We start from the raw sequence: 25,638 nt of genomic DNA on the forward strand, positions 1-25,638 counted from the left end.
CGGTGCACCGCCTTTTCGGTGCTTGTGTGATGAACCTATTTTGAAGAGGCGCTCAGCGTGTCCACTCCATCGACTGCCCGTCCGATGCCTGCGTCCGTAAAGACTGCAGCCACACCACGCGGCCCAACCCCCCGCCGCCTGAACGCCCTGTCCGGCGCCTGGGCAGACCGCGGCTTTGCCTGGCTCGCGCGCGCCGCGGCCGTGCTGACCCTGGGTCTGCTCGCCGCCATCCTGGGCTCGCTGCTGGTCGGCGCCTGGCCCGCCATCCGTGAATACGGACTTGGATTCTTCACCAGCAGTGTCTGGGACCCCGTGCAGAACCAGTACGGCGGGCTGGTGATGATCTACGGCACGCTGGCCACCTCGATCATCGCGCTGGTGATCGCCGTGCCCGTGAGCTTCGGCATCGCCCTGTTCCTGACCGAACTCTCCCCGGCCTGGCTCAAGCGCCCGCTGGGAACGGCCATCGAACTGCTGGCCGCCGTGCCCTCCATCGTCTACGGCATGTGGGGGCTGATGGTTTTTGGCCCCGTGCTCGCCACCTACGTGCAGATGCCGCTGCAGTCGCTGTTTGCGGGCGTGCCTTATCTCGAAGCTTTCGTGTCCGGCCCGCCCGTGGGCATAGGCATCCTGTCGGCCGGCATCATTTTGGCCATCATGGTCATTCCGTTCATCGCCTCGGTGATGCGCGATGTGTTTGAAGTCACGCCGGCCCTGCTCAAGGAGTCGGCCTACGGCCTGGGTGCGACCACCTGGGAAGTGGTCTGGAAAGTCGTGCTGCCCTACACCAAGACCGGTGTGCTCGGCGGCGTGATGCTGGGCCTGGGACGCGCGCTGGGCGAGACCATGGCCGTCACGTTCGTGATCGGCAACATGAACCAGCTCAACTCGCTGTCGGTGTTCGAGGCCGCCAACAGCATCACCTCGGCGCTGGCCAACGAGTTTGCCGAAGCCGGCGAAGGCCTGCACCAGGCCTCGCTGATCTATCTGGGACTGATCCTGTTCTTCATCACCTTCGTGGTGCTGTCGATGTCCAAGGTGCTGCTGTCCCGCCTGCAGAAGAATGAAGGAACCCGCTCATGAGCCAGACCCCTGTGAACGGCACGGCCCAACGGGTCCTGCAGGCGGCCGAACTGGCCGCCCAGCGCCAGGCACGCTATGCCTCGCGCAAGCGTGTCAACCAGGTCGCGCTGACGCTGGCGCTGGCCGCGATGGCCTTCGGCCTGTTCTGGCTGATCTGGATCCTGTGGGAAACCATCCGTCTGGGCCTGGGTGGCCTGAACCTGATGCTTTTCACCGACATGACGCCGCCGCCCAACGAAGCCGGCGGCCTGGCCAATGCCATCGTCGGCTCGCTGATCATGGTGACCATGGCGACGCTGATAGGCACGCCCATCGGCATCCTGGCCGGCGTGTATCTGGCCGAGTACGAGCAGCGCGGCTGGCTGGCGCGCACCACGCGCTTTGTCAACGACATCCTGCTGTCGGCGCCGAGCATCGTCATCGGCCTGTTCGTCTACGCCGTGGTCGTGGCCCAGCTCAGGAGCTTCTCCGGCATCGCCGGTGTGGTGGCACTGGCGCTGATCGTGATTCCGGTGGTGATCCGCACCACCGAGAACATGCTGATGCTGGTGCCCTCGAGCCTGCGCGAAGCGGCCTACGCACTGGGCACGCCCAAGTGGAAAGTCATCATGATGGTCACGCTGCGTGCCGCGCGCGCCGGTGTGATCACCGGCGTGCTGCTGGCCGTGGCGCGGATCGCGGGTGAGACCGCGCCGCTGCTGTTCACCGCGCTGAACAACCAGTTCTGGAACGCCGACCTGAGCAAGCCCATGGCGAGCCTGCCGGTGACCATCTTCAAGTTTGCAATGAGCCCGTACGAGAACTGGCAGCAGCTGGCCTGGGCCGGCGTCTTCCTGATCACCGTGGCCGTGCTGGGTCTCAATATCCTGGCGCGTGTGCTCACGCGCCAAAAATAAGGCAAGGTAACTTCCCATGTCGACCACTCTTTCTCCCGTTTCCGCGCTGTCGTCCAAGCTGACGGTGCGCAACCTCAATTTCTACTACGGCAAGTTCCACGCTCTCAAGGGCATCAACCTGGACATTCCCGAGAAGAAAGTCACGGCCTTCATCGGTCCTTCGGGCTGCGGCAAGTCGACGCTGCTGCGCACGTTCAACCGCATGTACGAGCTCTATCCCGACCAGCGCGCCCAGGGCGAAATCCTGCTCGATGGCGAGAACCTGCTGACCAGCAAGCAGGACGTGGCGCTGATTCGCGCCAAGATCGGCATGGTCTTTCAGAAGCCCACACCGTTTCCGATGTCGATCTACGACAACATCGCGTTTGGCGTCAAACTGTTCGAGCGTCTGAGCGCCACCGACATGGACGACCGCGTCGAATGGGCGCTGCGCAAGGCCGCGCTGTGGAACGAAGTCAAGGACAAGCTGCAGCAAAGCGGCTCGGGCCTGTCGGGCGGTCAGCAGCAGCGCCTGTGCATCGCGCGCGGCATTGCAATCAAGCCCGAAGTGCTGCTGCTCGACGAACCCTGCTCGGCGCTGGACCCGATCTCTACGGCCAAGATCGAGGAGCTGATTGCCGAGCTGAAGAACGACTACACGGTGGTGATCGTCACGCACAACATGCAGCAGGCAGCGCGCTGCAGCGACTACACCGCCTATATGTACCTGGGCGACTTGATGGAATTCGGTGAAACCGAGCAGATGTTCTTCAAGCCCCAGCGCAAGGAAACCGAGGATTACATCACTGGCCGTTTCGGCTGAGGAGACAGGCAACATGACAGAAAAACACCTCTCGTCGCAGTTCGACTCCGAACTCAATCGCATCTCCTCGCGCGTGATGGAGCTTGGCGGCATGGTCGAGTCGCAGATCCGCCTGGCCATCTATTCGCTGGCCGAGTTCAGCGTCGAAGCCGCCGAACAGGTCGATGCGGCCGAGCAGCGTATCAATGCGATGGAAGTCGAGATCGACCACGAGCTGTCGTCGATCATCGCCCGGCGCCAGCCCACGGCGCGCGACCTGCGCCTGCTGATCGCGTTCTCCAAGGCCACGGCCAACCTCGAACGCATGGGCGACGAGGCGCACAAGATGTCGCGCATGGTGCGCTCCATCGTCAGCAGCGGCTCGGCGCGGGTCCTGCCCTCGAACGAGCTGCGCGTGGCCGCCGACCTCGCGTCGGGCCTGCTGCGCAAGACGCTGGACGCGCTCGCGCGCCTGGACACCAAGGCCGCGGTCGCCATCCTCAAGGAAGACGACCAGATCGACCAGGAATTCGACGGCTTCGTGCGCAAGCTCATCACCTACATGATGGAAGATCCGCGCACCATCTCGGCCAGCCTGGACCTGCTGTTCCTGGCCAAGGCCATCGAGCGCATAGGCGACCACTCGAAGAACCTGGCGGAACTGATCATTTACCTGGTGGAAGGCAAGGACGTGCGCCACCAGACCATGGCCGCCATTGAATCGGCCGTGCTCTAAGCCAGAAAGACGACAGGGATGAAAAAACTGCCCTTGGTCCTCATTGTCGAGGACGAGCCCGCGATTGCCGAGTTGATTGCGGTCAATCTGCGGCACAACGGCTTCCAACCCATCTGGGCGGAAGACGGCATCTCGGCGCAGCGCGAGCTCGACGCCGTGCTGCCCGACGTGATCCTGCTGGACTGGATGCTGCCCGGCACCAGCGGCATCGCGCTGGCGCGCAAGTGGCGCGCCGACGCGCGCACCAAGCCCGTGCCCATTCTGATGCTCACGGCCCGGGGCGACGAGCCCGACAAGGTCGCGGGCCTGGACGCGGGCGCCGACGATTACATCACCAAGCCGTTCTCCACCCAGGAACTGCTGGCGCGCATCCGCGCCGTGCTGCGCCGCCGTGCTCCCGAGCAGCTGCAGGACCAGGTCAGCGCGGGCGCCCTGGTGCTCGACGCCGCGGCCCACCGCGTGAGCTACAGCGGCGAGCCGCTCAAGCTCGGACCCACCGAATTCAAGCTGCTGCATTACTTCATGAAGCACCCGGAGCGCGTGCACAGCCGCTCGCAACTGCTCGACAAGGTCTGGGGCGACCATGTGTTCATCGAGGAGCGCACAGTCGACGTGCATGTCAAGCGCCTGCGCGAGGCGCTGGGCGAAGCCAGCGGCCTGGTCGAGACCGTGCGCGGTGCGGGTTATCGGCTGAGCCTGCCAGCGCAGGTCTGAGAACTTGAAACTGGCGCAGCGCATGCGCCAGGGGCGCGCGGCCGGACATCCCGGGTCGGCGCAGCAAAAGGCGAAAAATATGGTGTGGCGTAGTTTCTGGTTTCTGGGGATGCAACTGCTCGGGGGCACAGCGGGCTGGTGGCTGGGCAATCTGCCGGGTGCGCTGATCGGTGTGCTGGCGGGCAGCTGGCTCTGGCTCGCGCAGGACAGCTGGAGTGCGTCGCGGCTGTTGTCCTGGCTGCGCAGCTCGGAACTTGCGAATGCGCCCGCGCAGCGCGGTCTCTGGGGCGAGATCGGTCAGCGCACGCGCCGCTGGCTGCGCCTGCAGAGCCAGCGCACCCAGGCCAGCGACGAGCGTCTCAACGACATGCTGTCGGCGCTGCAGGCCAGCCCCAACGGCGTGGTGCTGCTCGATGAAGAGGGCCGCATCGAATGGTGCAACCAGATCTCCAACACGCAGTTCGGCTTCGACGCGGCGCGCGACCGCATGCAGAACATCGGCAACCTGGTGCGCGACCCGTCATTCAGCCACTATCTGCACACCCAGGACTTCAGCCACGATCTGATACTGCAAGGCCGCGACAGCACGCCCGGACGGCCGGTGCGTCTGTCGGTGCAGCTCTATCCCTATGGCGATGGCCGGCGCCTGCTGCTGGCGCGCGATGTCACGGCGCAGGAGCAGGCCGAAGCCATGCGCCGCGACTTCGTCGCCAATGTCTCGCATGAAATCCGCACGCCGCTCACGGTGCTGGTCGGCTTTGTCGAAACGCTGCAGACGCTGCAGCTGCCCGACGAGGAGCGCGCACGCTATCTGACGCTGATGGCCCAGCAGTCGGCGCGCATGCAGCATCTGGTCGAGGATCTGCTGGCGCTGTCGCGCCTCGAAGGCAGTCCCTTGCCCGGCTTCTCGCAGTGGACTTCGGTCGCGCTGCTGCTGCGCCAATGCGAAGACGAGGCGCGCGGGCTGTCGGTGGCCCTGACGCGGGCGCAGAACCGGCCCCATGTGATTGAATTTCCCAATTCCCCGCCGGGCGCGGCGCTGGGCGATATCGCTGGCGCGGCGACCGAGCTGCAAAGCGCTTTTTCCAACCTGCTGGCCAATGCGCTGCGCTACACGCCGGCCGGCGGCCGCGTGGTCGTGCGCTGGGAAAAGAACGCCGATGGCAGCGCCACCTTCTCGGTGCAGGACGCAGGCCCGGGCATAGATCCGGCGCACCTGTCGCGGCTGACCGAGCGCTTCTACCGCGTGGACCGCAGCCGCTCGCGCGACACCGGCGGCACGGGCCTGGGCCTGGCCATCGTCAAGCATGTGCTGCAGCGCCATGGCGCGACGCTGGCGGTGCGCAGCACCGTGGGCAGCGGTTCGGTGTTTTCCGTCACCTTCCCAGCGCAGCGCCTGCGCCAGGCACCGGTGCTGGGCGCGGCCGAAACCGCGTCATGACGCGGCCGGCACGCTGTATCTGCGCAGCGTGCGCCACAGCAGAGCGCTGAAGGCGAAGGCGGTCACGCCCAGCGCCAGCGCGCTCATGGCCCAGAACGGCGCGGGCGTTGGTGCGCCGCTCCAGGGGCCAATGCCGCCATAGGCCAGCCAGTAGCCGCCGGCCAGTCCGCCGCCCCACAGCAGGACGCAATAGGTCAGCAGCGGCGCGACCGTGATCCGGTAGCAGCGCAGCACGAAAATGCAGAACGTCTGCACCGCGTCGGCCGCATGGTAGGCCGCGACCCACAGCAGCAGCGAAGCGGCCAGCGCCGCGACCTGGGCGTCGCTGGTATAGACCCAAGCCAGCAGATGGCGGGCTGCGAGCAACAGGCCGCTGAGCACCAGGCCCATCACCGCGGCCAGGCGCAGGCCCAGCACCACCAGCTGGCGCGCGCGCAGTTCATCGCCCGCGCCGCGCCACCAGCTCACGCGCGCGCTGGTCGCGATCGCCAGCGACAGCGGCACCATGTAGCAGACCGCGGCCAGGTTGGCGGCGATCTGGTGGCTGGCCGCGGCCAGATTGCCCTGGCGCGCAACAAACAGCGCGACCAGCGTGAACGACGTCACTTCAACCAGGATCGCCATGCCCGCGGGCAGGCCCAGGCGCAGGAACTGGCCGATCTGGCCCCAGTCCGGGCGCTCCATGCGCTGCCACAGCTGCAGCGGCGCATACAGCGACTGGGTGCGCATCAGCCACAGTCCCACGCCCAGCAGCGAATAGTTGACGACCAGCGTGGCCCAGGCGCAGCCGGCCACGCCCAGCGCCGGCAGGCCCGCGCCGCCGAACGTGAACCAGATCGACAGCGGCAGCTTGAGCGCCAGCGCGCCGACCTGCAGCCAGGTCACGAGCTGGGGCCGGCCCAGCGACTGGTTGAGCGTGCTGTAGATGCGAAACAGCATCGCGGGCGGCAGGCCCCAGGCGAGGATGGTCAGATAGTTGCGAACGTCGGCCTTCAAGGCCTCGGGCACATCGGTCCAGCGCAGTACCGCCTCGGGCGACAGCAGCACGGTCATGCCGACCACGCAGATGCCCAGGCACAGATACAGCGACTGGCGCAGCGAGCGGCCCATGGCCGGCAACCGGCCCGCGCCGCGCTGCTCGGACCACAGCGGCAGCAGCGCCTGCAGAATGCCCATCAGCGAGATGTAGACGCTGACGAACACCGCCGAGCCCACCGACAGCGCGGCCAGCGCCGCGGGCGAGTAGCGGCCGGCGACGATGGTGTCGGTCACGCCGAACGCCATGATGGCCAGCTGGCCCGCGAGCACGGTGAGTGCGTGGCGGGCAATGGTCGAAAGTTCGGACTTCATCGACCGGGGCGTTTGCGCAGCAGTATCAGTTGATCGTTCTTGACGGTGGGCCGCGCGATGCGCGCCACGGGCTGCCAGCCGCGCTGCAGCGCGCGGTCCTGGGTCGCGTCCCACATCTGCGCATCGGCGACCAGCCAGTCGCAGGGCCGGCGGTCTTCGCTGATGGTGGAGATCTGCGTGGTCGCGACCCGGCCGTGGAATTCCAGGCCGGTCAGCTGCGCGCGGCTCAGGCCGTAGGTGGCGACGCAGCGCGGCGCCGGCTCGCCGATCGCGGCCATGACCTGCTGGATCTGGGGTGCGTAGCTGCGCGCGTAGTCGAGCAGCGGCAGCCACAGCGTCATCAGCAGCAGCCAGCCCAGCGTTGCGCCGCCGGCGGGCAGCACCAGCGTCTTCCAGATGGCCGCGCGATTGCGCGAAGTGCGCCAGACCACCAGCGCGCACCAGGCCACACTGGCCGTGAGCGCGACGATGAACGCCAGCAGCGAGAATTCGGGAACGAAGCCCGGAGCGAGCTTGGCGACGTTGGCCGCGGGCTTGGCGGGCACGCCGGTCTGCATGGAAATCCAGATCACCCAGATGGCGATGGCCGACACGCTGAAGAAGATCAGCGTGAACCAGTCGATCAGCGCGCCTATGCTGCGGCGCAGCGTGGGCAGCGCGAATGCGGCCAGTGTGGCGATGGCAGGCAGGCCGGGCAGCAGCGCACGGTCCGCGGGCTGGGTCAACACCGCGGCGATGAAGGCCAGCCCGGCAAACCAGATCGGCAGCACCAGATGGCGGTGGCGCATGGGGTGGGCAATCTGCCGGCGCCAGCGCCACAGCGTCCACAGGGCCAGCGGCCAGGCGGGCCAGCTGAACCAGGCGAGCAGGCGCAGCAGGCTGGCCCATTCAGGGCTGTCCAGCGGCGGCAGCGCGATGCGCCATTGCCACAGGTCCAGCGCCGTGGCCAGCAGGCCGGCAAGCGCCGTGCTCGCGAGCCAGGCCAGGCTCCAGCCGCGCGCCGCGCAGGTGGCTTCGGCGGGCGGCGAAAACCAGGCCAGGGCCGCGCAGCCCAGGCCCATCAGCACCGCCATCGCGGGCGCGCCGCTGAGCACCAGACCGGCCATTCCCAGCAGCATCGCCGCGGCTGGGGCGCTGCGGCGGTAGGGCATGGCGGCGGCGGCGAAAAAGACCAGCGTGGTGCAGGCCAGCTGCGTCACATAGCTGGTGGTCTCGTGCGACAGCTGGGCCAGGCCCAGGCAGGCGATCAGTGCCAGCAGGCCGCCATCGGCCATGGCGCGCGCGTAGTCGATGGGGTTGGCTTCGCCGCCGAACGCAAACGCCACGGGCTGGGCGCCGGGGCTGCGCGCGAGGCAGTACACGCCCCACCAGGTCGCGGCCATGGCCACCAGCAGCAGCAGCATGAAAGGCAGGCGCACGGCCATTTCCGCGGGCATCGCGGCCGGCGCCAGCTGCAGCGCCCAGGCGCCCAGCCAGTAGGGCAGAAGGCCATCGGGCTGGGGCACCATGCCGGCGAGCAGAGGTGACATCCATTCGGTGCGGCCCTCGAACAGCGCGAGCATGTAGCCGAAGGCCGTGATGTCGGTGTTTCTCCAGGGCGCGCGACCGACGAAGCCCGGCACGACATAGGCCAGGCACAGCAGGACCAGCGCCCAGCGCGGCAGGGTGCGCACGGCCTGTTGTGAAACGATGGCGGGGGTAGGTTGGTTCACGCGGAGAAAGACATCAAGGGAAATGGCAAGAATACGCGAACCCGGGCCGATTTTTCGGGCGCAGGTGTCCGGTCATGGCCGTCGCGTCGGGTGCGGGCAAAGAAAAAGGCAGCCTGGTTGCCCGGGCTGCCTTTGGCGTGAACGCGCTGAAATTACTTTGCAGCAGTCTTGCCGAAACGGTTGCGGAAGCGCTCGACGCGGCCGCCCATGTTGTCGACCGACTTTTGCGTGCCGGTGTAGAAGGGGTGCGATTCGCTCGAAGTGTCCAGCTTGAACATAGGCAGTTCGCGGCCGTCTTCGGTCGTACCCTTTTCCTTGGTGTTCACGCAGGAACGGGTCACGAATTTGAAGCCGTTGGACAGGTCAACGAACAGCACTTCGCGGTAGTTGGGGTGAATTCCTTCTTTCATGATCTTCCTTAGGTCAAGTGCGGTAGCCGTGCCCAACCCGATGCAACCTTTGCACCGGTTCGAATTGAACGTACTTTCCGCAATAGAAAAGCCCCCGAGTATACCTCGGGGGCTTTGGGTCAAGGCACAGCCTTGCGGCGCGGTGGGAATTAACCGCCGCGGCGCATCATGTCGAAGAAGTCGTTGTTGGTCTTCGTGGCCTTCATGTTCTTGATCATCAGCTCGGTGGCTTCGACGTCGTCCATGTTGTAGAGGAACTGGCGCAGGATGCGCGTCTTGTTCAGGATCTCGGGCGAGAGCAGCAGCTCTTCGCGGCGCGTGCCGCTCTTGTTGAGCTCGATCGCCGGGAACACGCGCTTCTCGTAGAGGCGGCGGTTCAGGTGCAGTTCGCTGTTGCCCGTGCCCTTGAATTCTTCAAAGATCACTTCGTCCATGCGGCTGCCGGTATCGACCAGCGCCGTGGCGATGATGGTCAGCGAGCCGCCTTCCTCGACCTTGCGCGCCGCGCCGAAGAAGCGCTTGGGGCGCTGCAGGGCGTTGGAGTCGACACCGCCCGACAGCACCTTGCCCGACGAGGGCACGACGTTGTTGTAGGCGCGGGCCAGACGCGTGATCGAGTCCAGCAGGATCACCACGTCCTTCTTGAGTTCGACCAGGCGCTTGGCGCGCTCGATCACCATTTCGGCCACATGCACGTGGCGCGTCGCGGGCTCGTCGAACGTCGAGGCAATGATTTCGCCCTTGACCGAGCGCTGCATTTCCGTGACTTCTTCCGGGCGCTCGTCGACCAGCAGCACCATCATGTGCACGTCGGGATGATTGGCGGTGATCGCGTGGGCGATGTTCTGCATCATCATCGTCTTGCCGCTCTTGGGCGGGGCGACGATCAGCGCGCGCTGGCCGCGGCCTATGGGAGCGATGATGTCGATGATGCGGCCGGTGATGTTCTCTTCCGACTTGATCTCGCGTTCGAGACGCAGCTGCTCCTTGGGGAACAGCGGCGTCAGGTTCTCGAACATCACCTTGTGCTTGTTCTGTTCTGGCGGCCCGCCGTTGACCTTGTCGAGCTTGGTCAGCGCGAAATAGCGCTCGCCATCCTTGGGCGTGCGCACTTCGCCTTCGATCATGTCGCCAGTGTGCAGGTTGAAGCGGCGCACCTGGCTCGGCGAGATGTAGATGTCGTCCGTGCTCGCGGTGTAGCTGGTGTCGGGGCTGCGCAGGAAACCGAAGCCGTCGGGCAGGATTTCAAGCACGCCGTCGGCAAACACTTGTTCACCGGCTTTTGCGCGCTTCTTGATGATGGCAAACATGATTTCCTGTTTGCGCATCCGGCCAACGTTTTCGATCTCGAGCTCTTCGGCCTGCTTCAAGACTTCAGACACGTGCTGTGCCTTGAGTTCGTTAAGGTGCATGGGGTTACTCCTTGGCGGAGTTAGTGGAATCAGGAATGAGGCGGAAGGCTGGGCGATACACGGGGTCGTGGGCCAAGCTTGCCTAGGGATCTCGAAACGGCCGTCAATGCAAGGGGCCGGTGATCTGCTCAGATTATGACAGGAAAAGATCTGCAGGTCTGAAATAAACAACTGGGGAGCGTCGCGCTGCCCCAGATTCAAGCCCGGCCCGGGCGCAGCGGCTGCGCGCCGGGCCGTCTGGGAATCAAGCCAGCTGTTCGTCGAGGAATGCGGTGAGCTGGGCCTTGCTCAATGCACCGACCTTGGTCGCGGCGAGTTCGCCGTTCTTGAACAGCATCAGCGTGGGGATGCCGCGGATGCCGAACTTCGCGGGGATTTCGCGGTTTTCGTCGACGTTCATCTTGGCGATGGTGACCTTGCCCTGGTAGGTGCCCGCGACTTCGTCGAGGATGGGGGCGATCATCTTGCAGGGACCGCACCACTCCGCCCAGTAGTCCACCAGCACCGTGGTGCCGGCTTGCAGCACTTCGGCTTCGAAGGAGGCGTCGGAGAGATGTTTGATGAGGGCGCTTGCCATGGATTTTTCCTTGGTGTGTTGGCTGAATGGGGCGAAGGTTCGCTACTGGTTTCGATTGTGACAGAAACCCATCTCCAGTCGCTGCGTGTGGGCGACACTTGGTGCTATGACTGTCATAGCGGAAAACGATGAGAATACGGATGTGGCAGTGCGCGCTGCGGATGCGCGTGCGGCCGATTTGTCTTAACGAGGAACACCTGAATGACCGAAGCCCCCACCCACAATGCGCCACTGGACTGCGAGGTCGCCATCGTCGGTGGCGGGCCGGCCGGCCTGATGGCCGCCCAGCGCCTGGCGCAAGCCGGCGCCAGCGTGCATCTGTTCGATGCCATGCCTTCGGTGGGGCGCAAATTCCTGCTGGCCGGCAAGGGCGGGCTGAACCTGACCCACTCCGAGCCCGCCGATGCGTTTGCGGGGCGCTTTGGCGCGCGCCGCGCGCAGATCGAGCCCATGCTCCAGGCGTTCGGCGCCGAGCAGGTCAAGACCTGGGCCGCGGCCCTGGGCGTGGAAACCTTTGTTGGAACCTCGGGTCGTGTATTCCCGGTGGGAATGAAAGCCGCGCCGCTGCTGCGTGCCTGGCTGGTGCAACTGCGCGGCCTGGGCGTGCAGTTCCATACGCGCCACCGCTGGCTGGGCTGGGACGGCGAAGGCGCGCTGCGCTTTGCCACGCCCGCGGGCGAGCAGCTGGTGCGCGCGCGCGCCCTGGTGCTGGCGCTGGGCGGCGCGAGCTGGCCGCAGCTGGGCTCCGACGGCGCCTGGGCGCCCTGGCTGCAGGAGCGCGGCGTGCAGATTGCGCCGCTGCAGGCCGCCAACTGCGGCTTCGATGTGCTCAACGTTGCTTCGGGCAGCGCGGAAACGCGGCGCAGTTTCCTGCGCGAACTCGTGGGACTGGAGACCGCGCCGGCGCGCGGCTGGACGCCGCATTTCAAGGAGCGCTTTCCGGGCCAGCCGGTCAAATCGGTGGAACTGTCCTTTACCGACAGCCAGGGCCATGAATTCGCGCGGCGCGGAGAATTCGTGGTCACCGAAGCCGGCATCGAAGGCAGCCTGGTCTATGCGGCTTCGCAATGGCTGCGCGATGAAATCAGCGCCCAGGGCCATGCCACGCTGCACCTCGACCTGCTGCCCGAGCACGACGCCGAGCGCGTCGCCGCCGAAGTGCGCCATCCCCGCGGCTCGCGCAGCCTCAGCAGCCACCTCAAGAGCCGCCTGGGCATAGACGGCGTGAAGATGGGCCTGCTGTATGAAGTGCTGGGGCGTGACGGCGTCAACGACCCGCAGGCGCTGGCCGCGGCCATCAAGGCGCTGCCGCTGACGCTGATCGCGCCCCGCCCGGTCGCCGAAGCGATCAGCACCGCAGGCGGCGTGGCGTTCGAAGCGCTGGACGCCAACGGCATGCTGCAGGCGATTCCCGGCGTGTTCTGCGCGGGTGAAATGCTCGACTGGGAAGCGCCCACGGGCGGCTATCTGCTGACGGCCAGCCTGGCCAGCGGCGTGCAGGTCGCCGAAGGCGTGCAGCAGTTTCTGCGCGAAGCTTCCAGGAGCTGATGGGGATTGCGGCCGGCGCAGTGCGCTGGCCGCAAACGAAAAAGCCCACGCGCGGTGGGCTGATGTATCAAATGGGGAAGGGCGCCAAGGCGGCGGCGCCTTGTGTCGCGAGGACCTCTGCGATGGCAGACATCCTGAAAAGAAGTTGACGAGCCTTACCCCCGGCACTGACTCTACAGTTAGGGCTGCTTGGTTCCCCACCTGACCCGGTTGGCTGCTTCGCCATGCGGGGAGGCCCGTCACTGGCAATTGTAGCGCAGACTGGGCCGTGGGTTTGAAAAGAGACCCCAGGCCGGGCCCGGGGTCGGTCTTCAGAGGCGAAACGCGCTGAGCGAACGGTTGAGCTGCGCCGCCTGGACTTCGAGCGACTGGGTCGCGGCCGAAGATTCCTCGACCAGCGCGGCGTTCTGCTGCGTCATCTGGTCCATCTGGGCAACGGCCTGGTTGACCTGCTCGAGGCCGGCCATTTGTTCGCTGCTTGCGTGGCTGATTTCGCCGACCAGGTCGGTGACCTTCTGCACGCCCTGGACCACCTTGTCCATGGTGCCGCCGGCCTGCTCGACCAGGCGGCTGCCCGTGGCGATGCGCTGTCCCGAAGCGTCGATCAGGCCCTTGATTTCCTTGGCCGCGTTGGCGCAGCTTTGCGCCAGGCTGCGCACATCGCCCGCAACCACAGCAAAGCCCCGGCCCTGTTCGCCCGCGCGCGCGGCTTCGACGGCGGCGTTGAGCGCGAGGATGTTGGTCTGGAACGCGATCTTGTCGATCACGCCGATGATGTCCTCGATGCGCTTGGAGGTCTGCAGGATCTCGGCCATGGTGCGCACTACCTGGTTGACCGACTCTCCGCCCTGAACCGCCAGCACCGACGTTTCCTTTGCCAGCTGGTCGGCTTGCTGGGCGCTCGCGGTGTTGTTGCGCACCGTCGAGGTCAGCTCCTCCATCGAGGCCGCGGTCTGCTCCAGCGAGCTGGCCTGCTCCTCGGTGCGCGCCGACAGGTCGAGGTTGCCCGAGCTGATTTCAGCCGCGGCATTGGCCACCGAATCGCTTCCCTTGCGCGCTTCGGAGACCAGGCGGCGCAGGTTGGTTTCCATCTGCGACAGCGAATGCATCAGTTGCGCGGTCTCGTCGCGCCCGCGCATGCTTTCTTGCGGGATCTCGAGGTGCAGGTTGCCGCCCGCGACTTCGTCGGCGATCTTCACCGCAGCGCGCAGTGGACGCACGATTCCCATGCTCAGCACGGCGGCGATGACCGCGCCGATGGCGACGATCAGCACGCTCAGCAGCAGCAGCAGGTTGCTGCTGGTCTGGTAGGTGCGCTCAATGGCTGCGGCCGTGCTGTCGATTTCCTTGCGCTGCAATTCGAGCAGGGCCTTGATGCTGTCCACATAGGCCTGGGTGCTGGGCGCATAGACGTTGTTGAAGATGGCCTCGGTCTCGAGTCCTTCGTCCTTGGCCTTGGTGACTTGGGCGCGCGCTGCGTTGTACTTCTCGCGGGTCTGGCTCGCATGCGCGAACAGCGAGCGCTCGGCGTCAGAGTTGATCAGCGGCTCGAAGCGCTTGAGCAGGGCACCGGCATCGGCCGAGGATTTGCGCGCCGTTTCCGCGAAAAAGCGGCCGAGTTCGGCGTCAGGGCTGCGGACAATGGCGGTGGTGCGCTGCGAGCCCGCGAGCACCAGTGCGTACCAGTCGGCAATCAGGCGCTCCTTGGCGAGCGGGTTGTTCATCATGGTGCGCGTCTGCTGCGCGACGCTGGACAACTGGATCAGGCTCGCGGCGAGGCCGACGATGGTCAGCAGCAACACGGCTGCGAAACCCAGGGCAATACGTTGCCCGATTTTCAAGGAAGAGAAACGCATCGAAATCTGTGGTTCGTAGGGGTAATTATGAGTAGACGGAATATGTAAAAAGCGCTTACGGATGATAAGCCTTGTAGCAATTTCGCCGCTGGCGCCCGGCCAATGACCGCCATGCATAAGCGGTCACCCGCAGGGCAATGGAGCCGGCCGGAAACGGGCCGCGCAGCGAAAAATCCCGGGATGGCCACCGGTCCCGGCCGGCCCCCGTAGAATCGCAGCCATGTCCTACCTCGTGCTTGCCCGCAAATACCGTCCCCGCAATTTCTCCGAAATGGTGGGGCAAGAGCACGTCGTGCAGGCGTTGTCGAATGCCCTGACACAGCAGCGCCTGCACCACGCCTACCTGTTCACGGGAACGCGCGGCGTCGGCAAGACCACGGTGTCGCGCATTCTGGCCAAGTCGCTCAACTGCCAGGGCGCCGATGGCCAGGGCGGAATCACCGCCACGCCCTGCGGCGTCTGCGCCGCCTGCACCGAGATCGACAGCGGCCGCTTTCCCGATTACACCGAGCTCGACGCGGCGTCCAACCGCGGCGTCGACGAAGTCCAGGGCCTGCTCGAGCAGGCCGTCTACAAGCCGGTGCAGGGGCGCTTCAAGGTCTTCATGATCGACGAAGTGCACATGCTCACGAACACGGCGTTCAACGCCATGCTCAAGACGCTCGAAGAGCCGCCCGAATACCTGAAGTTCGTGCTGGCGACGACCGATCCGCAGAAAGTGCCGATGACGGTGCTGTCGCGCTGCCTGCAATTCAACCTGCGGCCCATGGCGCCCGAGACCGTGCTCGACCATCTGGGCCAGGTGCTGGCCGCAGAGAACGTTCCCGCCGAACCCCAGGCGCTGCGCCTGCTCGCGCGCGCCGCGCGCGGCTCGATGCGTGATGCGCTGTCGCTGACCGATCAGGCGATTGCGTTCGGCAGCGGGCAACTGCTGGAAGCCGGCGTGCGCCAGATGCTGGGCAGCGTGGACCGCTCCTATGTGTTTCGCCTGATCGCCGCGCTGGCCGAAGGCGATGGCCGCAGCGTGGTGGAAACCGCCGATGCATTGCGCCTGAACGGCCTGTCGGCTGCGTCCACGCTGGAAGAAATGGCCGCGGTGCTGCAGCGCATGGCCGTGGTCCAGGCCGTGCCGCAGATGGCGCATGACGCCAGCGACCCCGAAGCCAGCGAGATCGCGCGCCTGGCCGATGTGATGCCGGCCGACGAAACCCAGCTGCTCTACAGCATCTGCCTGCACGGGCGCGCGGAACTCGGGCTCGCGCCCGACGAATACGCGGCGCTGACCATGGCGCTGCTGCGACTGCTGGCCTTCAAGGCACCGGCTGAAAAAAAAACTCCAGCGATAGCTGATACGGCCCCGGCCGCCGCGCCCAGGCCGGTGGCGCCTGCCCCGGCCCCCGGACCTGCGCCAGCTGCCGTTGTTGCTCCGGCTCCCATGCCGGCTCCGGCGCCGATCGCTGCGCCGACTCCAGCTCCAACGCCGATTGCTGCGCCACGCCCGGCGCCCGCGCCGCTGCGCGCAACCGCGCCCCTGGCCGCTCCCGCCCCGGCAATGGTTGCGGCGCCCGCGCCGCGCCAGCGCGTCGAGCCGGCCGCCGCACAGCGCCAGCCCATGCCCGAAGCCGTGGCCTTTGACACCGACGGCGACGCCATAGGCATGGACAGCGTCGAATTCGCGCCGCTGGAAGTTCCGCCCTGGGAATCGCTGCCGTCGGACGCCGCCGAACCTGTGGCGCGCGCCCCCGTCCAGCGGCTGGCGCCGGTGGAGCATTCCCCCGAATCCGAACCCGCGCCCGAGCCCATCGTGGTGGCCCGGCCTGCCTGGACACCTTCCGAACCGTCAGGCGAACCCGTGGCGACCACGCCCGAAGGCGACCGCTGGTATGCGGCCGTGCAGCAGCTGATTGCCAGCGAAGCCATCACGGCGCTGGTGCGCGAGCTCGCGCTGCAGTCGCAGCTCATGCACTGCGAAGGCGATCATTGGACGCTGTGCGTGCAGCGCCAGTCGCTGAACCAGGCGACGGCGCGCGAACGCCTGCGCGCGGCGCTGGCCGAGGCCGGCCTGGCGCAGCAGCTGAGCGTGGAGATAGGCGCGGTCAGCGACACTCCCGCGCGCCGCAATGCGGCCGCGGCGCAGCAGCGCCAGCGCGTGGCCGAAGAGATCGTGATGAACGACCCCCTGGTGCAAACATTGATGCGCGAGCATGGCGCGCGCATTGTGCCGGGTAGTATCAAACCTGCTTAAACACTGAAAAGGAAACAACATATGTTCAACAAAGGACAACTCGCCGGTCTCATGAAGCAGGCCCAGGCCATGCAGGACAACCTCAAGAAGGCCCAGGATGAGTTGGCCCATGTCGAGGTCGAAGGCGAATCCGGCGCCGGCCTGGTCAAGGTGCTGATGACCTGCAAGCACGACGTCAAGCGCGTGACCATAGACCCCAGCCTGCTGGCCGAAGACAAGGACATGCTCGAAGATCTCGTGGCCGCGGCCTTCAACGCTGCGGTGCGCAAGGCTGAAGAGACTTCGCAGGAAAAGATGGGCAAGCTGACTGCCGGCATGCCTGGTCTGCCCGGCGGCATGAAATTCCCCTTCTGACGGTGGCGGTTGCAGGGCAGCCCTGCAGGCCCTTGCCGTGACCTGCCTCGTGCAGGTCTTTTTTTGTCGTCGGGCCGCCCCAGGACAAAAAGCCCCCTTGGGGGGCAGCGGCTAGGCGCAGCGAGCAAGCGTGGGGGCCGTTCTTTCTGTGTTTTCCGGAGTATCCATGGCCGTCCCCGATGTACATCCCCTCGACGATTTGATCCAGGCCTTGCGTCGCCTGCCCGGCGTGGGTGTCAAGTCGGCCCAGCGCATGGCCTACCAATTGCTGCAGCGCGACCGCGAAGGCGCGCTGCAGATCGCGCGCGCGCTGGACACCGCGCTGCAGGAGGTACAGCATTGCGCCCAGTGCCATACCTTTACCGTGGGCCGGCTGTGTGCGATCTGCCAGGACGAAAGCCGCGACGCGGCGCGCCTGTGCGTGGTCGAGACCCCGGCCGATCTCGCCGCGATGGAGCGCACGGGCGCCTATCAGGGCCGTTATTACGTGCTGATGGGCCGCCTGTCGCCGCTCGACGGCGTGGGTCCGCGCGACCTGGGCCTGCCCGAGCTGCTCGAGCGCACCGTCCAGGACGGCGTGCAGGAAGTGATTCTCGCGACCAGCTTCACGGCCGAAGGCGAGGCCACCGCGCATGCGATCAGCGAGGCGCTCAAGAGCCGCGGCGTGCATGTGACGCGGCTGGCGCGCGGCGTGCCAGTGGGCAGCGAGCTGGAGTATGTGGATCTGGGCACGATTGCGCATGCGCTGGTGGATCGGCGCTGAACGCGCCGCCGCTGCTAAGCTGTCCCGAACGAAGTCTTTCACTGCGTTCTAGATCATCGTTCGCCCTGAGCCTGTCGAAGGGCCTGCGGCGCAAGCCCAAGGAACTGCCATGAATGCCCTGACCCCCCATTTCACCGTTGCCTACTGGTGCGTGCTGATCGCCGCGCTGCTGCCCACGGTCTGCGCCTACCTGGCCAAGAGCCGGGGCTTTGGCAAGTCCGGCGGGGAGGGCGGCTTCGACAACCACAACCCGCGCGCCTGGCTGCAGCAGCAGACGGGCTTTCAGGCGCGCACCAATGCCGCCCAGGCCAACAGCTTCGAAGCCCTGCCGTTCTTCATCGGTGCGGTGATCATTGCCCATCAGCTGGGCGCGCAGCAGACCTGGCTGGACCTGCTGGCGCTGCTGTTCGTGCTGCTGCGCGGCTTCTACATCCTGATGTATGTGGCCGACATGGCCACGGCGCGCAGCCTGGTCTGGGCTGCGGCCATGCTCGTCAACGTGGCAATCCTGTTCATCGGTTACCACTGAGCCCGCTGCCCGCGCGCGGCATGGGTCAGCGCTTGCGCACCTTGGACGGCGTGCCGCCCTTCTTGCTGGTCTGCGCGGGCGCCTTGGCCGAACGCGTCGAGACCGCCACCTTGCCGCTGGCGCGTGGACCGGCGGCCGATGCCGCGCGCAGCGGCAGGAACATGACGATCGATTGTCCCGCCTTCAGGCTCGCGCCGACCTTGAGGTCGTTCCAGTCGGCCAGATTGGCGACGCTGACGCGGTGGCGCTGCGCGAGGCTGGCCAGCGTGTCGCGTTTTTTCGCCCTGACCGTGGTGCGGCGCGTGACGATTTCGGGCGCGAACGCCACATGGCCGTTGTCGGCTACCTGGCTGGACACATCGGCCAGCGTGCTGGCGGTGCGCGGCACCATCAGCGCCGAGCCGGCCTTGATCACCATGCGCGGCGGAATGTTGTTGATCGCGCGCAGGCCGTCCTCGCTCATGCCCACGCGCTGGGCCGCATCGGCCACCGTGAGTGTCGAAGGCGCGGTCCAGACCGTCCAGCTCGAATACTGGCCCTTGCCGTAGGCATCGAGATTGCGCTCGAACACCTTGGCGTTGTCCCAGGGCAGCAGGATCTGCGGCGTGCCGGCGGCGAAGATCACGGGCCGGCTCAGCGAAGGATTGAGCGCGCGGAAGTCGGCGGGCGTGACGTCGGCGAGCTTGGCGGCAAGTTCCACATCGATGTCGCGCTTGATGTCCACGGCCTGGAAATAGGGGTGGTTCTCGATCAGCGGCAGCTCGGCGCGGAAGGCTTCGGGCGTGTTGACGATGTTCTTCACGGCCTGCAGCTTGGGCACGTACATGCGTGTTTCCGCGGGCATGTTGAGTTCGGCGTAGGAGATGCCCAGGCCGGCCTTGCGGTTGCGCGCGATCGCGCGGCCCACGCTGCCTTCGCCCCAGTTGTAGGCGGCCAGCGCGAGGTGCCAGTCGCCGAACATGCCGTGGAGCTTTTGCAGGTAGTCGAGCGCGGCGCGCGTCGAGGCCAGCACGTCGCGGCGATCGTCGCGGAAGACGTTCTGCTTGAGGTCGAAATAGGTGCCGGTGGCGGGCATGAACTGCCACATGCCCGCGGCCTTGGCGCTGGACACGGCCTGGGGGTTGAACGCGCTCTCGATGTAGGGCAGCAGCGCCAGTTCCGTGGGCATGCCGCGGCGCTCCAGCTCTTCGACGATGTGGAACAGGTACTTGCTCGAGCGCTCGGTCATGCGCAGGATGTAGTCGGGCCGGCTCGCATACCACTGCTCGCGGTCCTGCACCAGTTCATGGTCCAGATCGGGCATCGCAAAGCCGCGGCGTATGCGATCCCAGAGATCGGCCGGCGCTGACAGCGAGGCCACGCCGGGCGTGGTCACCTGGGCGCGGGTGATGGGGCTCAGCGCGCCATTCGGATAGCGCGGCGTGTGCGCGGCCGTGGTCTCGGCATCGGCCGGGTTGGCGGCGTCGGGGGTGACGGTGGCGCAGCCGGCGAGCCAGAGCACGCTGCTGAGCAATACGGGGTAGAGAAGATTCATCAGAAATCGTTTTTCCAGGCACGCAATGCCGCAAGCACCTCGTGGGCTTGCTGCGGGTGGATACGCGTGTCATGGCGGTGGGCGGCTGCGACCACCGCGGTTTCACGCGTACGAAGAAAGGGGTTGATGCTGCGTTCCAGCACCATGCTCGAAGGCAGGGTGGGTCGGCCCTGTGCACGCAGGGCCTCGCAGTGCTCCATGTGGTGGAGCAGGGCGGCGTTGTTTGGTTCCACCGCCAGCGCAAAGCGAAGGTTAGAAAGTGTGTATTCATGCGCGCAGCACACCTGGGTGCTGTCGGGCAGCGCGGCCAGTGCGTCGAGCGACTGCTGCATCTGCGCGGGCGTGCCCTCGAAAAGCCGCCCGCAGCCGCCCGAGAACAGCGTATCGCCGCAGAACAGCACGGGCTCGGGCATGGCCGTGGCGCTGTAGTAGGCAATATGGCCCGCGGTATGCCCGGGCACGTCAATCACCTGCCAGGGGCCGCCCAGCACGTCGACCTGATCGCCGCCCTGCACGCGCGTCACCGGCTCGGGCAGGGTCTCGCGCGCCGGGCCCCAGACCTGCGCGCCGGTGGCCGCGCGCAGCGCTGCCACGCCGCCGACATGATCAGGATGGTGGTGCGTGATTAGAATGGATTGCAATTGCAGCGCATGGCGCTCCAAGGCCGCGAACACGGGAGCCGCCTCGCCCGGGTCTATGACCAGGGCATTGCGGCCGTCGTGCAGCATCCAAATATAGTTGTCAGAAAAAGCGGGCAGCGGCAACAGGTTCATGAGCGACAAAATTATAGGGATGCACCACTGGCTTGATTCCCCTACCGGGCGCTATCTGCTCGACTGGGAGCAGCAACGCTGCGACGAAGCCGTGGCGGATGTGTTTGGCTACCATAGCCTGCAGCTGGGGTTGCCTATGCTACAGGGCTTGCGCGCCAACCGCATGCCCCATCGTTGGCTGGCGCTCGAATCGGGTGCCGAGGCCGCCGCATGGGCCGGCACTGCGCCCGCACAGGACTGGCCCGCCCAGGCCGTGCTCGAAGCGTCGGCCCTGCCGTTTGCCGAAGCCAGCCTCGACCTGCTGGTGCTGCCGCACACGCTGGAACGCACCGCCGACCCGCATGGCGCGCTGCGCGAAGTGGCGCGCGTTCTGGTGCCCGAAGGGCGGGTAGTGATTTGCGGCATCAACCCTGCGAGCTGGTGGGGAATGCAGTCGGCGCTTTCGCCGCGCAGCGCGCGCCTGCCCGATGTGCGCAGTGCCATAGGCTATTGGCGGCTGCGCGACTGGCTGCGGCTGCTGGCGCTGGACGTGCAGGCGGTCGAGTTCGGCTGCCACCGGCCCGCGGTGCAATCCGCGCAATGGCATCAGCGCTGGGGCTGGATGGACGCGCTGGGCGAGCGCGCGTGGCCCATACTCGGGGGCGTTTATTGCGTGGTGGCGACCAAGCGCGTGCCGGGAATGCGACTGCTGGAGCCGGCCTGGCGCCAGCGCCAGCAGTCCGCGGCCGCCGCGGCCGCGCCGCTGGCCCACCGCAGCCATCGAGAAACCTAGAGAAAGACGAAGTTGAATCAAGTAGTGATCTATACCGACGGTGCCTGCAAGGGCAACCCCGGACCCGGAGGCTGGGGCGTTCTGATGCGCGCCGGGACCATGGAAAAGGAATTGTTCGGCGGCGAGTTGGGCACGACCAACAACCGCATGGAAATGCAGGCGGTGATCGAGGCCCTGGCCGCGCTCAAGAGGCCTTGCGACGTGACGCTGTTCATCGACAGCCAGTACGTGCTCAAGGGCATCACCGAATGGATACACGGCTGGAAGGCCAAGGGCTGGCGCACGGCCTCCAAGGAGCCCGTGAAGAACGTGGAACTCTGGCAGCGCCTGGACGAACTGGTCAGCAAGAGCGGCCACCGCATCGACTGGCGCTGGGTCAAGGGCCATGCGGGCGATCCGGGCAACGAGCGCGCCGACATGCTGGCCAACAAGGGCGTGGAAAAGGCCCTGGGTCGGGGCTGACCTCAGTCGCGCGGCAGCCTGGCGAGTTCGGCCGCGAGCGTCGCGCCGTCCAGCGGGCGCACGCTGCGGCCCACTTCCTGGCCGTCGCGCAGGAGCACCAGCGTGGGCCAGAGCTTGACGCGAAAGCTGCGCCCCAGGGGCCGGCCCGGGCCGTCTTCGATCTTCAGATGCTGCACATCGGCGCGCGATTCTAGCGCTTCGCGGATCAGCGGCTGCGCGCCCTTGCACCAGCCGCACCAGTCGGTGCCGAACTCCAGCACGGTATTGCCACGCAGGGCCGCAACGTCTTGCGCGGAAGGGGCAGGAGTGATGGGCTGGGTCTGGAAAGGCATACGGGGTTCCTGTTGAATGAGTGAAGACCGGGCCACTGCCCGGCCAGGGCTTCAGCCGTCGCTGTTGCGCACCGCGCGCACCTGATCGCGGCCTTCTTGTTTGGCACGGTACAGCAACTGGTCTATGCGTTCAATGCAGTCGGCCAGCTCCTGGCCGGGTTCGATCTGGCCCACGCCCGCGGAAATCGTGATGGGCATGGGCAGCATGTCGGCGCAGGCCTGGCGCACCGCATGCCGGCAGCGGTCCAGCGTGGCGACGGCATTGGCCTGGTCGCAGCCCGGCATGATCAGCAGGAATTCCTCGCCGCCCCAGCGGATGATCTTGTCGCTGGTGCGCAGGCATGCGGCCACGGTCCTGGCCACCGTGGTCAGCACCTTGTCGCCCGTGGGATGGCCAAAGCGGTCGTTGACCTGCTTGAAATAGTCGACATCGACCAGCGCCAGCGCGAGTGCGGCGCCGACCGCGCGCGACTCGGCGACGGCCTTCTCCAGGTGCAGGCTGCCCGAGGTGCGCGTCAGCGCGCCGGTCAGGCTGTCGTGCTGCATCTGTTCGCGAAAGGCGCGCTCCGACAGCACCTTGGCCGTGATGTCGCGCACCATGCTCACATAGTGCGTGACCTCGCCTTCGCGGTTGCGCAGCGGCGTGATGCTCTGCTCGCAATGCACCTCCGTGCCGTCGGTGCGCTGGTTGATGAATATCTCGCGCACCGGCCGGCCGTCCTTGAGCCTGGCCCAGAGTTCGGTATAGAACGCCGGCTCATGCTGACCGGACTGGGCGACCGAAGGCTTGCGGCCTATCAGTTCGCTGGCGCGCAGGCCGGTGATCTTTTCGTAGCCCTGGTTGGCGAACTCGATGATGCCCAGATGGTTGCAGATCAGCACGCCGTCCTCAGTCGCATCGAGCGTGCGCGCGAAGATGTCCGACGACGCCCTGGCCATGGCCAGCGCACTCAGGTCGTGCTGCACCGAAACGAAGTGGGTGATGCGCCCATCAGCGTCGCGCACCGGCGAGATGTTCCATTCGAGCAGGTAGGGCGTGCCGTCCTTGCGGTAGTTGAAGGTCGAGCCCTTGAAGAACCGGCCTTCGGCAACGCAGCTGCGCAGTTCCGCGATTACCATGGGGCAGGTGTGCGGGCCCTGCAGCATGCGCGGATTGCGCCCCAGCAGTTCGTGCGCCGCATAGCCGGTCATCGCGCACAGCGCGGGATTGACATAGACGATGCGGTGGTCGTTCTCGGCGGCATCGGTGATCAGCACGGCATTGAAGGCCTGCTCGATGGCTTGCAGCAGCAAGGCCGGCAGGGCATCGGTCGCGACTTCGGCAGTCGGTGGCGGAGAAGGCGAACGGGAACGCATGCAGATGTTGTCGTGCCCTGAAGGGGTGGCAAAAATGCTGCGCCTCCAAGGAGGCAGACCAGCGCCTGAGCGCCGATTATGCCGGCTCGGGGGTGATTTGTAAGGTCATATCGCGCCGTCGAACATCAGCACGTCGACGGCCTGGCCGGCCTGCACCGTCGCCTGGTCATGGTGCAGCACGATCAGGCCGTTCGCCTGCACCATCGAGCTGAGCACGCCCGAGCCCTGGTTGCCCGTGGTGCGCACCTGCAGCCGGCCGTCGGTGCCGGTGCTGACGATGCCGCGCTGGTACTCGGTGCGGCCCGGGCGCTTGCGCAGGGTTTCGCCGCTGACGGCCTGCAGCAGCGGCTGGGGCTGTGCGCGCCTGCCCATCATCTGCTGCAGCGCGGGCTGCACCAGCGCAATGAAGGCCACCATGGCCGCGACTGGGTTGCCCGGCAGGCCGAACAGTATGGCGGGCCGGTGTCCGCTGCCCAGCCGCCCCACGGCCAGCGGCCGGCCGGGACGCATCGCGATGCGCCAGAAGATCACTTCGCCCAGGCGCTGCAGCAGTGGCCGCAGATGGTCGGCGTCGCCCGTGCTCACGCCGCCGCTGGTGATCACCGCATCTGCTTCGTCGGCCGCGCGCCGCAATGCGGCTTCGAGCAGCGCCGGATCGTCGCCCACGGGCGGGCCTTCGATGACTTCGACACCCAGCCGGCGCAGCAGCGCGCAGATGGTGTAGCGGTTGCTGTCGTAGACCGCGGCGGCGCGCGGTGCCTCGCCGGGGCTCAGAATCTCGTCGCCGGTGGAGAAATACGCGACGCGCAGCCGGCGAAAGACCTGAACCTGCGCCAGCCCCAGGCTGGCGAGCAGGCCGAGGGCCGCCGGCGTGAGGTGTTCGCCGCGCGCCAGCGCCACCGCGCCTTGGCGCAGGTCTTCGCCGCAATGGCGGCGGTTGGCGCCGGGCTGCAGCAGATCGGGCGCGATCTCGACATGGCCGTCGTCGGCCAGCGTCACGAGCTCCTGCGGCACCACGGTGTCCAGGCCCGGCGGCATGACCGCGCCGGTCATGATGCGCAGGCATTCGCCGGGCGCAAGCGCACGCTCCCAGGTGGCGCCCGCATGCGCGCGGCCCGCGATGCGCAGCTTCAGGGCCTGGCCGGGCTGCAGCGCGCCGCCGGCGAACGCATAGCCGTCCATTGCGGAGTTGTCGTGCGCGGGCACGTTGATCGGCGAGATCAGGTCATGCGCCAGCACCCGGTCCAGGGCCTGGCTCAGCGCCAGGGTTTCGGTTTCTTCGGGCGCGCTCACCAAGGCGCTCAGAAAGCGCTGGGCCGTGGCGACGTCCAGGTCGTCGGGGTCATAGCCTTGCAGGCGGGCGGCAATTTCCGGCAGGGAGGTCATCGGGCGTTTTCCAGTGCGTGCAGTTCTTCCAGGGTGTTGGCGTTGGCGAAAGCGCGCGCGTCGTCTTCGGGGCGATCGAACGCCACGCTGATGCAGCGGTGCGCGCGCGCCCAGGTGTCGATCTTGCGTCCGCCCTGGGTCGTGTAGTGCGCCAGGCTGGCTTGCAGCGTGGTGCGCATGAGGCAGAACACGGGTTGCTCGCGCCAGCGCGTGCGGCCCTGGGCGTCGGTTTCCCGGCCCGCGGCAAACACGATGTCGGCATCGTGCGCGACCGCAGCCTGGGCCAGGCGCTGCGCGAGATCGTGCGGGAACAGCGGCGTGTCGCAGGGCACGGTCAGCAGCCAGTGCGTGCTGCAATGCGCCAGGCCGCTGAGAAAGCCGGCCAGCGGCCCCGCGTAGTCGCTGAGGCTGTCTGGCCAGACCGGCACGCCGAAGCCGGCGTAGTGGTCAAGATGGCGGTTGGCGTTGATCAGGCAGCTGCCGACCTGTGGCGCGAGCCGCTGCAGCGCATGCTGGGCCAGGGGCAGGCCGCGAAACGGCTGCAGTCCCTTGTCTATGCCGCCCATGCGCGTGCCGCGGCCTCCGGCCAGCACCAGGCCGGTGATGTCGTGGGGGG

General features: G+C 66.8%; 25 protein-coding genes and 1 other RNA gene. 13 read left to right on the forward strand and 13 right to left on the reverse strand.

The features are described from left to right. The first annotated feature begins 84 nt into the window (after window positions 1-84). From pstC to phoR, 6 genes are all read left to right on the forward strand, one after another. A complete protein-coding gene (gene pstC, locus ACSVDO_RS07020; RefSeq protein WP_332536077.1) occupies window positions 85-1,083 on the forward strand; it encodes a phosphate ABC transporter permease subunit PstC in 999 nt (332 codons plus the stop codon). Then, a complete protein-coding gene (pstA, locus tag ACSVDO_RS07025) occupies window positions 1,080-1,979 on the forward strand; it encodes a phosphate ABC transporter permease PstA (protein WP_332536075.1) in 900 nt (299 codons plus the stop codon). Before pstC ends, pstA begins: the two co-directional genes overlap by 4 nt. 16 nt (window positions 1,980-1,995) lie before the next feature. Further along, window positions 1,996-2,781 carry a phosphate ABC transporter ATP-binding protein PstB gene (gene pstB / locus ACSVDO_RS07030; protein ID WP_332536073.1) on the forward strand — a complete coding sequence of 262 codons (786 nt, stop codon included), beginning with the start codon at window positions 1,996-1,998 and terminating at the stop codon, window positions 2,779-2,781. 13 nt (window positions 2,782-2,794) lie between these two features. Further along, the gene (phoU, locus tag ACSVDO_RS07035; protein WP_332536072.1) at window positions 2,795-3,496 is read left to right on the forward strand and encodes a phosphate signaling complex protein PhoU; all 702 of its coding nucleotides are present in this window, start codon (window positions 2,795-2,797) and stop codon (window positions 3,494-3,496) included. 18 nt (window positions 3,497-3,514) lie between these two features. Next, a complete protein-coding gene (phoB, locus tag ACSVDO_RS07040; protein ID WP_332536071.1) occupies window positions 3,515-4,210 on the forward strand; it encodes a phosphate regulon transcriptional regulator PhoB in 696 nt (231 codons plus the stop codon). Between the two features lie 109 nt (window positions 4,211-4,319). After that, window positions 4,320-5,651 carry a phosphate regulon sensor histidine kinase PhoR gene (gene phoR, locus ACSVDO_RS07045; RefSeq protein WP_489595567.1) on the forward strand — a complete coding sequence of 444 codons (1,332 nt, stop codon included), beginning with the start codon at window positions 4,320-4,322 and terminating at the stop codon, window positions 5,649-5,651. Here phoR and ACSVDO_RS07050 read toward each other — a convergent pair. The 5 genes from ACSVDO_RS07050 to trxA all read right to left on the reverse strand — a co-directional run bounded on the left by ACSVDO_RS07050 (window position 5,646) and on the right by trxA (window position 11,112). Then, window positions 5,646-7,001, reverse strand: a complete 1,356-nt coding sequence (locus ACSVDO_RS07050; RefSeq protein WP_489595568.1) for an MATE family efflux transporter — start codon at window positions 6,999-7,001, stop codon at window positions 5,646-5,648. The genes phoR and ACSVDO_RS07050 overlap by 6 nt on opposite strands. Next, window positions 6,998-8,713, reverse strand: a complete 1,716-nt coding sequence (locus ACSVDO_RS07055; RefSeq protein WP_332536068.1) for a hypothetical protein — start codon at window positions 8,711-8,713, stop codon at window positions 6,998-7,000. The genes ACSVDO_RS07050 and ACSVDO_RS07055 overlap by 4 nt, the downstream gene beginning before the upstream one ends. A gap of 152 nt (window positions 8,714-8,865) precedes the next feature. After that, on the reverse strand, window positions 8,866-9,123 hold the full coding sequence (locus ACSVDO_RS07060) for a type B 50S ribosomal protein L31 (RefSeq protein ID WP_159913812.1): 258 nt from the start codon (window positions 9,121-9,123) through the stop codon (window positions 8,866-8,868). A gap of 149 nt (window positions 9,124-9,272) precedes the next feature. Next, the gene (rho, locus tag ACSVDO_RS07065) at window positions 9,273-10,535 is read right to left on the reverse strand and encodes a transcription termination factor Rho (RefSeq protein ID WP_159913814.1); all 1,263 of its coding nucleotides are present in this window, start codon (window positions 10,533-10,535) and stop codon (window positions 9,273-9,275) included. Window positions 10,536-10,779: 244 nt separating this feature from the next. Then, window positions 10,780-11,112: a thioredoxin TrxA gene (gene trxA, locus ACSVDO_RS07070; protein ID WP_175504525.1), complete on the reverse strand. Its 333-nt coding sequence runs from the start codon at window positions 11,110-11,112 to the stop codon at window positions 10,780-10,782. 201 nt (window positions 11,113-11,313) lie between these two features. On the opposite strand from trxA, the gene ACSVDO_RS07075 reads away from it, so the two are divergent. Beyond that, a complete protein-coding gene (locus ACSVDO_RS07075) occupies window positions 11,314-12,660 on the forward strand; it encodes a TIGR03862 family flavoprotein (RefSeq protein ID WP_489595571.1) in 1,347 nt (448 codons plus the stop codon). Between the two features lie 144 nt (window positions 12,661-12,804). Here the strand turns inward: ACSVDO_RS07075 and ffs are convergent. Together ffs and ACSVDO_RS07085 are read right to left on the reverse strand one after the other, a co-directional pair. Further along, window positions 12,805-12,901, reverse strand: an RNA gene (gene ffs / locus ACSVDO_RS07080) — signal recognition particle sRNA small type. A 70-nt stretch (window positions 12,902-12,971) separates the two neighbouring features. After that, window positions 12,972-14,516 (reverse strand): methyl-accepting chemotaxis protein, encoded by a 1,545-nt coding sequence (locus ACSVDO_RS07085; protein ID WP_489595573.1) that lies wholly within the window; start codon window positions 14,514-14,516, stop codon window positions 12,972-12,974. A 220-nt stretch (window positions 14,517-14,736) separates the two neighbouring features. Between ACSVDO_RS07085 and dnaX the strand changes: the two genes are divergently transcribed. The 4 genes from dnaX to ACSVDO_RS07105 all read left to right on the forward strand — a co-directional run bounded on the left by dnaX (window position 14,737) and on the right by ACSVDO_RS07105 (window position 18,407). Further along, complete coding sequence (gene dnaX, locus ACSVDO_RS07090) at window positions 14,737-16,761, forward strand: DNA polymerase III subunit gamma/tau (RefSeq protein WP_489595574.1); 2,025 nt, start codon at window positions 14,737-14,739, stop codon at window positions 16,759-16,761. A 21-nt stretch (window positions 16,762-16,782) separates the two neighbouring features. Beyond that, a complete protein-coding gene (locus ACSVDO_RS07095) occupies window positions 16,783-17,115 on the forward strand; it encodes a YbaB/EbfC family nucleoid-associated protein (RefSeq protein ID WP_332536062.1) in 333 nt (110 codons plus the stop codon). 166 nt (window positions 17,116-17,281) lie between these two features. Continuing rightward, on the forward strand, window positions 17,282-17,878 hold the full coding sequence (gene recR / locus ACSVDO_RS07100) for a recombination mediator RecR (protein ID WP_332536060.1): 597 nt from the start codon (window positions 17,282-17,284) through the stop codon (window positions 17,876-17,878). Window positions 17,879-17,987: 109 nt separating this feature from the next. After that, window positions 17,988-18,407: an MAPEG family protein gene (locus tag ACSVDO_RS07105; protein WP_489595577.1), complete on the forward strand. Its 420-nt coding sequence runs from the start codon at window positions 17,988-17,990 to the stop codon at window positions 18,405-18,407. Window positions 18,408-18,432: 25 nt separating this feature from the next. On the opposite strand, the gene ACSVDO_RS07110 is transcribed toward ACSVDO_RS07105, so the two are convergent. After that, a complete protein-coding gene (locus ACSVDO_RS07110; RefSeq protein WP_489595579.1) occupies window positions 18,433-19,941 on the reverse strand; it encodes a transglycosylase SLT domain-containing protein in 1,509 nt (502 codons plus the stop codon). Further along, window positions 19,941-20,714, reverse strand: a complete 774-nt coding sequence (gene gloB / locus ACSVDO_RS07115) for a hydroxyacylglutathione hydrolase (protein ID WP_489595581.1) — start codon at window positions 20,712-20,714, stop codon at window positions 19,941-19,943. The genes ACSVDO_RS07110 and gloB overlap by 1 nt, the downstream gene beginning before the upstream one ends. 19 nt (window positions 20,715-20,733) lie before the next feature. On the opposite strand from gloB, the gene ACSVDO_RS07120 reads away from it, so the two are divergent. Together ACSVDO_RS07120 and rnhA are read left to right on the forward strand one after the other, a co-directional pair. Further along, complete coding sequence (locus tag ACSVDO_RS07120) at window positions 20,734-21,486, forward strand: class I SAM-dependent methyltransferase (RefSeq protein ID WP_489596352.1); 753 nt, start codon at window positions 20,734-20,736, stop codon at window positions 21,484-21,486. Between the two features lie 12 nt (window positions 21,487-21,498). After that, window positions 21,499-21,948: a ribonuclease HI gene (rnhA, locus tag ACSVDO_RS07125; protein ID WP_332536055.1), complete on the forward strand. Its 450-nt coding sequence runs from the start codon at window positions 21,499-21,501 to the stop codon at window positions 21,946-21,948. 2 nt (window positions 21,949-21,950) lie between these two features. Here the strand turns inward: rnhA and ACSVDO_RS07130 are convergent, their stop codons facing one another. The 4 genes from ACSVDO_RS07130 to mobA all read right to left on the reverse strand — a co-directional run bounded on the left by ACSVDO_RS07130 (window position 21,951) and on the right by mobA (window position 25,588). Then, window positions 21,951-22,280: a thioredoxin family protein gene (locus ACSVDO_RS07130; protein WP_489595583.1), complete on the reverse strand. Its 330-nt coding sequence runs from the start codon at window positions 22,278-22,280 to the stop codon at window positions 21,951-21,953. 51 nt (window positions 22,281-22,331) lie between these two features. Next, on the reverse strand, window positions 22,332-23,636 hold the full coding sequence (locus tag ACSVDO_RS07135; RefSeq protein WP_489595584.1) for a sensor domain-containing diguanylate cyclase: 1,305 nt from the start codon (window positions 23,634-23,636) through the stop codon (window positions 22,332-22,334). Window positions 23,637-23,741: 105 nt separating this feature from the next. After that, window positions 23,742-25,022 carry a molybdopterin molybdotransferase MoeA gene (gene moeA, locus ACSVDO_RS07140; protein ID WP_489595586.1) on the reverse strand — a complete coding sequence of 427 codons (1,281 nt, stop codon included), beginning with the start codon at window positions 25,020-25,022 and terminating at the stop codon, window positions 23,742-23,744. After that, on the reverse strand, window positions 25,019-25,588 hold the full coding sequence (gene mobA, locus ACSVDO_RS07145; protein WP_489596354.1) for a molybdenum cofactor guanylyltransferase MobA: 570 nt from the start codon (window positions 25,586-25,588) through the stop codon (window positions 25,019-25,021). Before mobA ends, moeA begins: the two co-directional genes overlap by 4 nt. Between the last annotated feature and the right edge of the window lie 50 nt (window positions 25,589-25,638).

It is taken from the genome of Comamonas sp. DB36 (assembly GCF_057914905.1).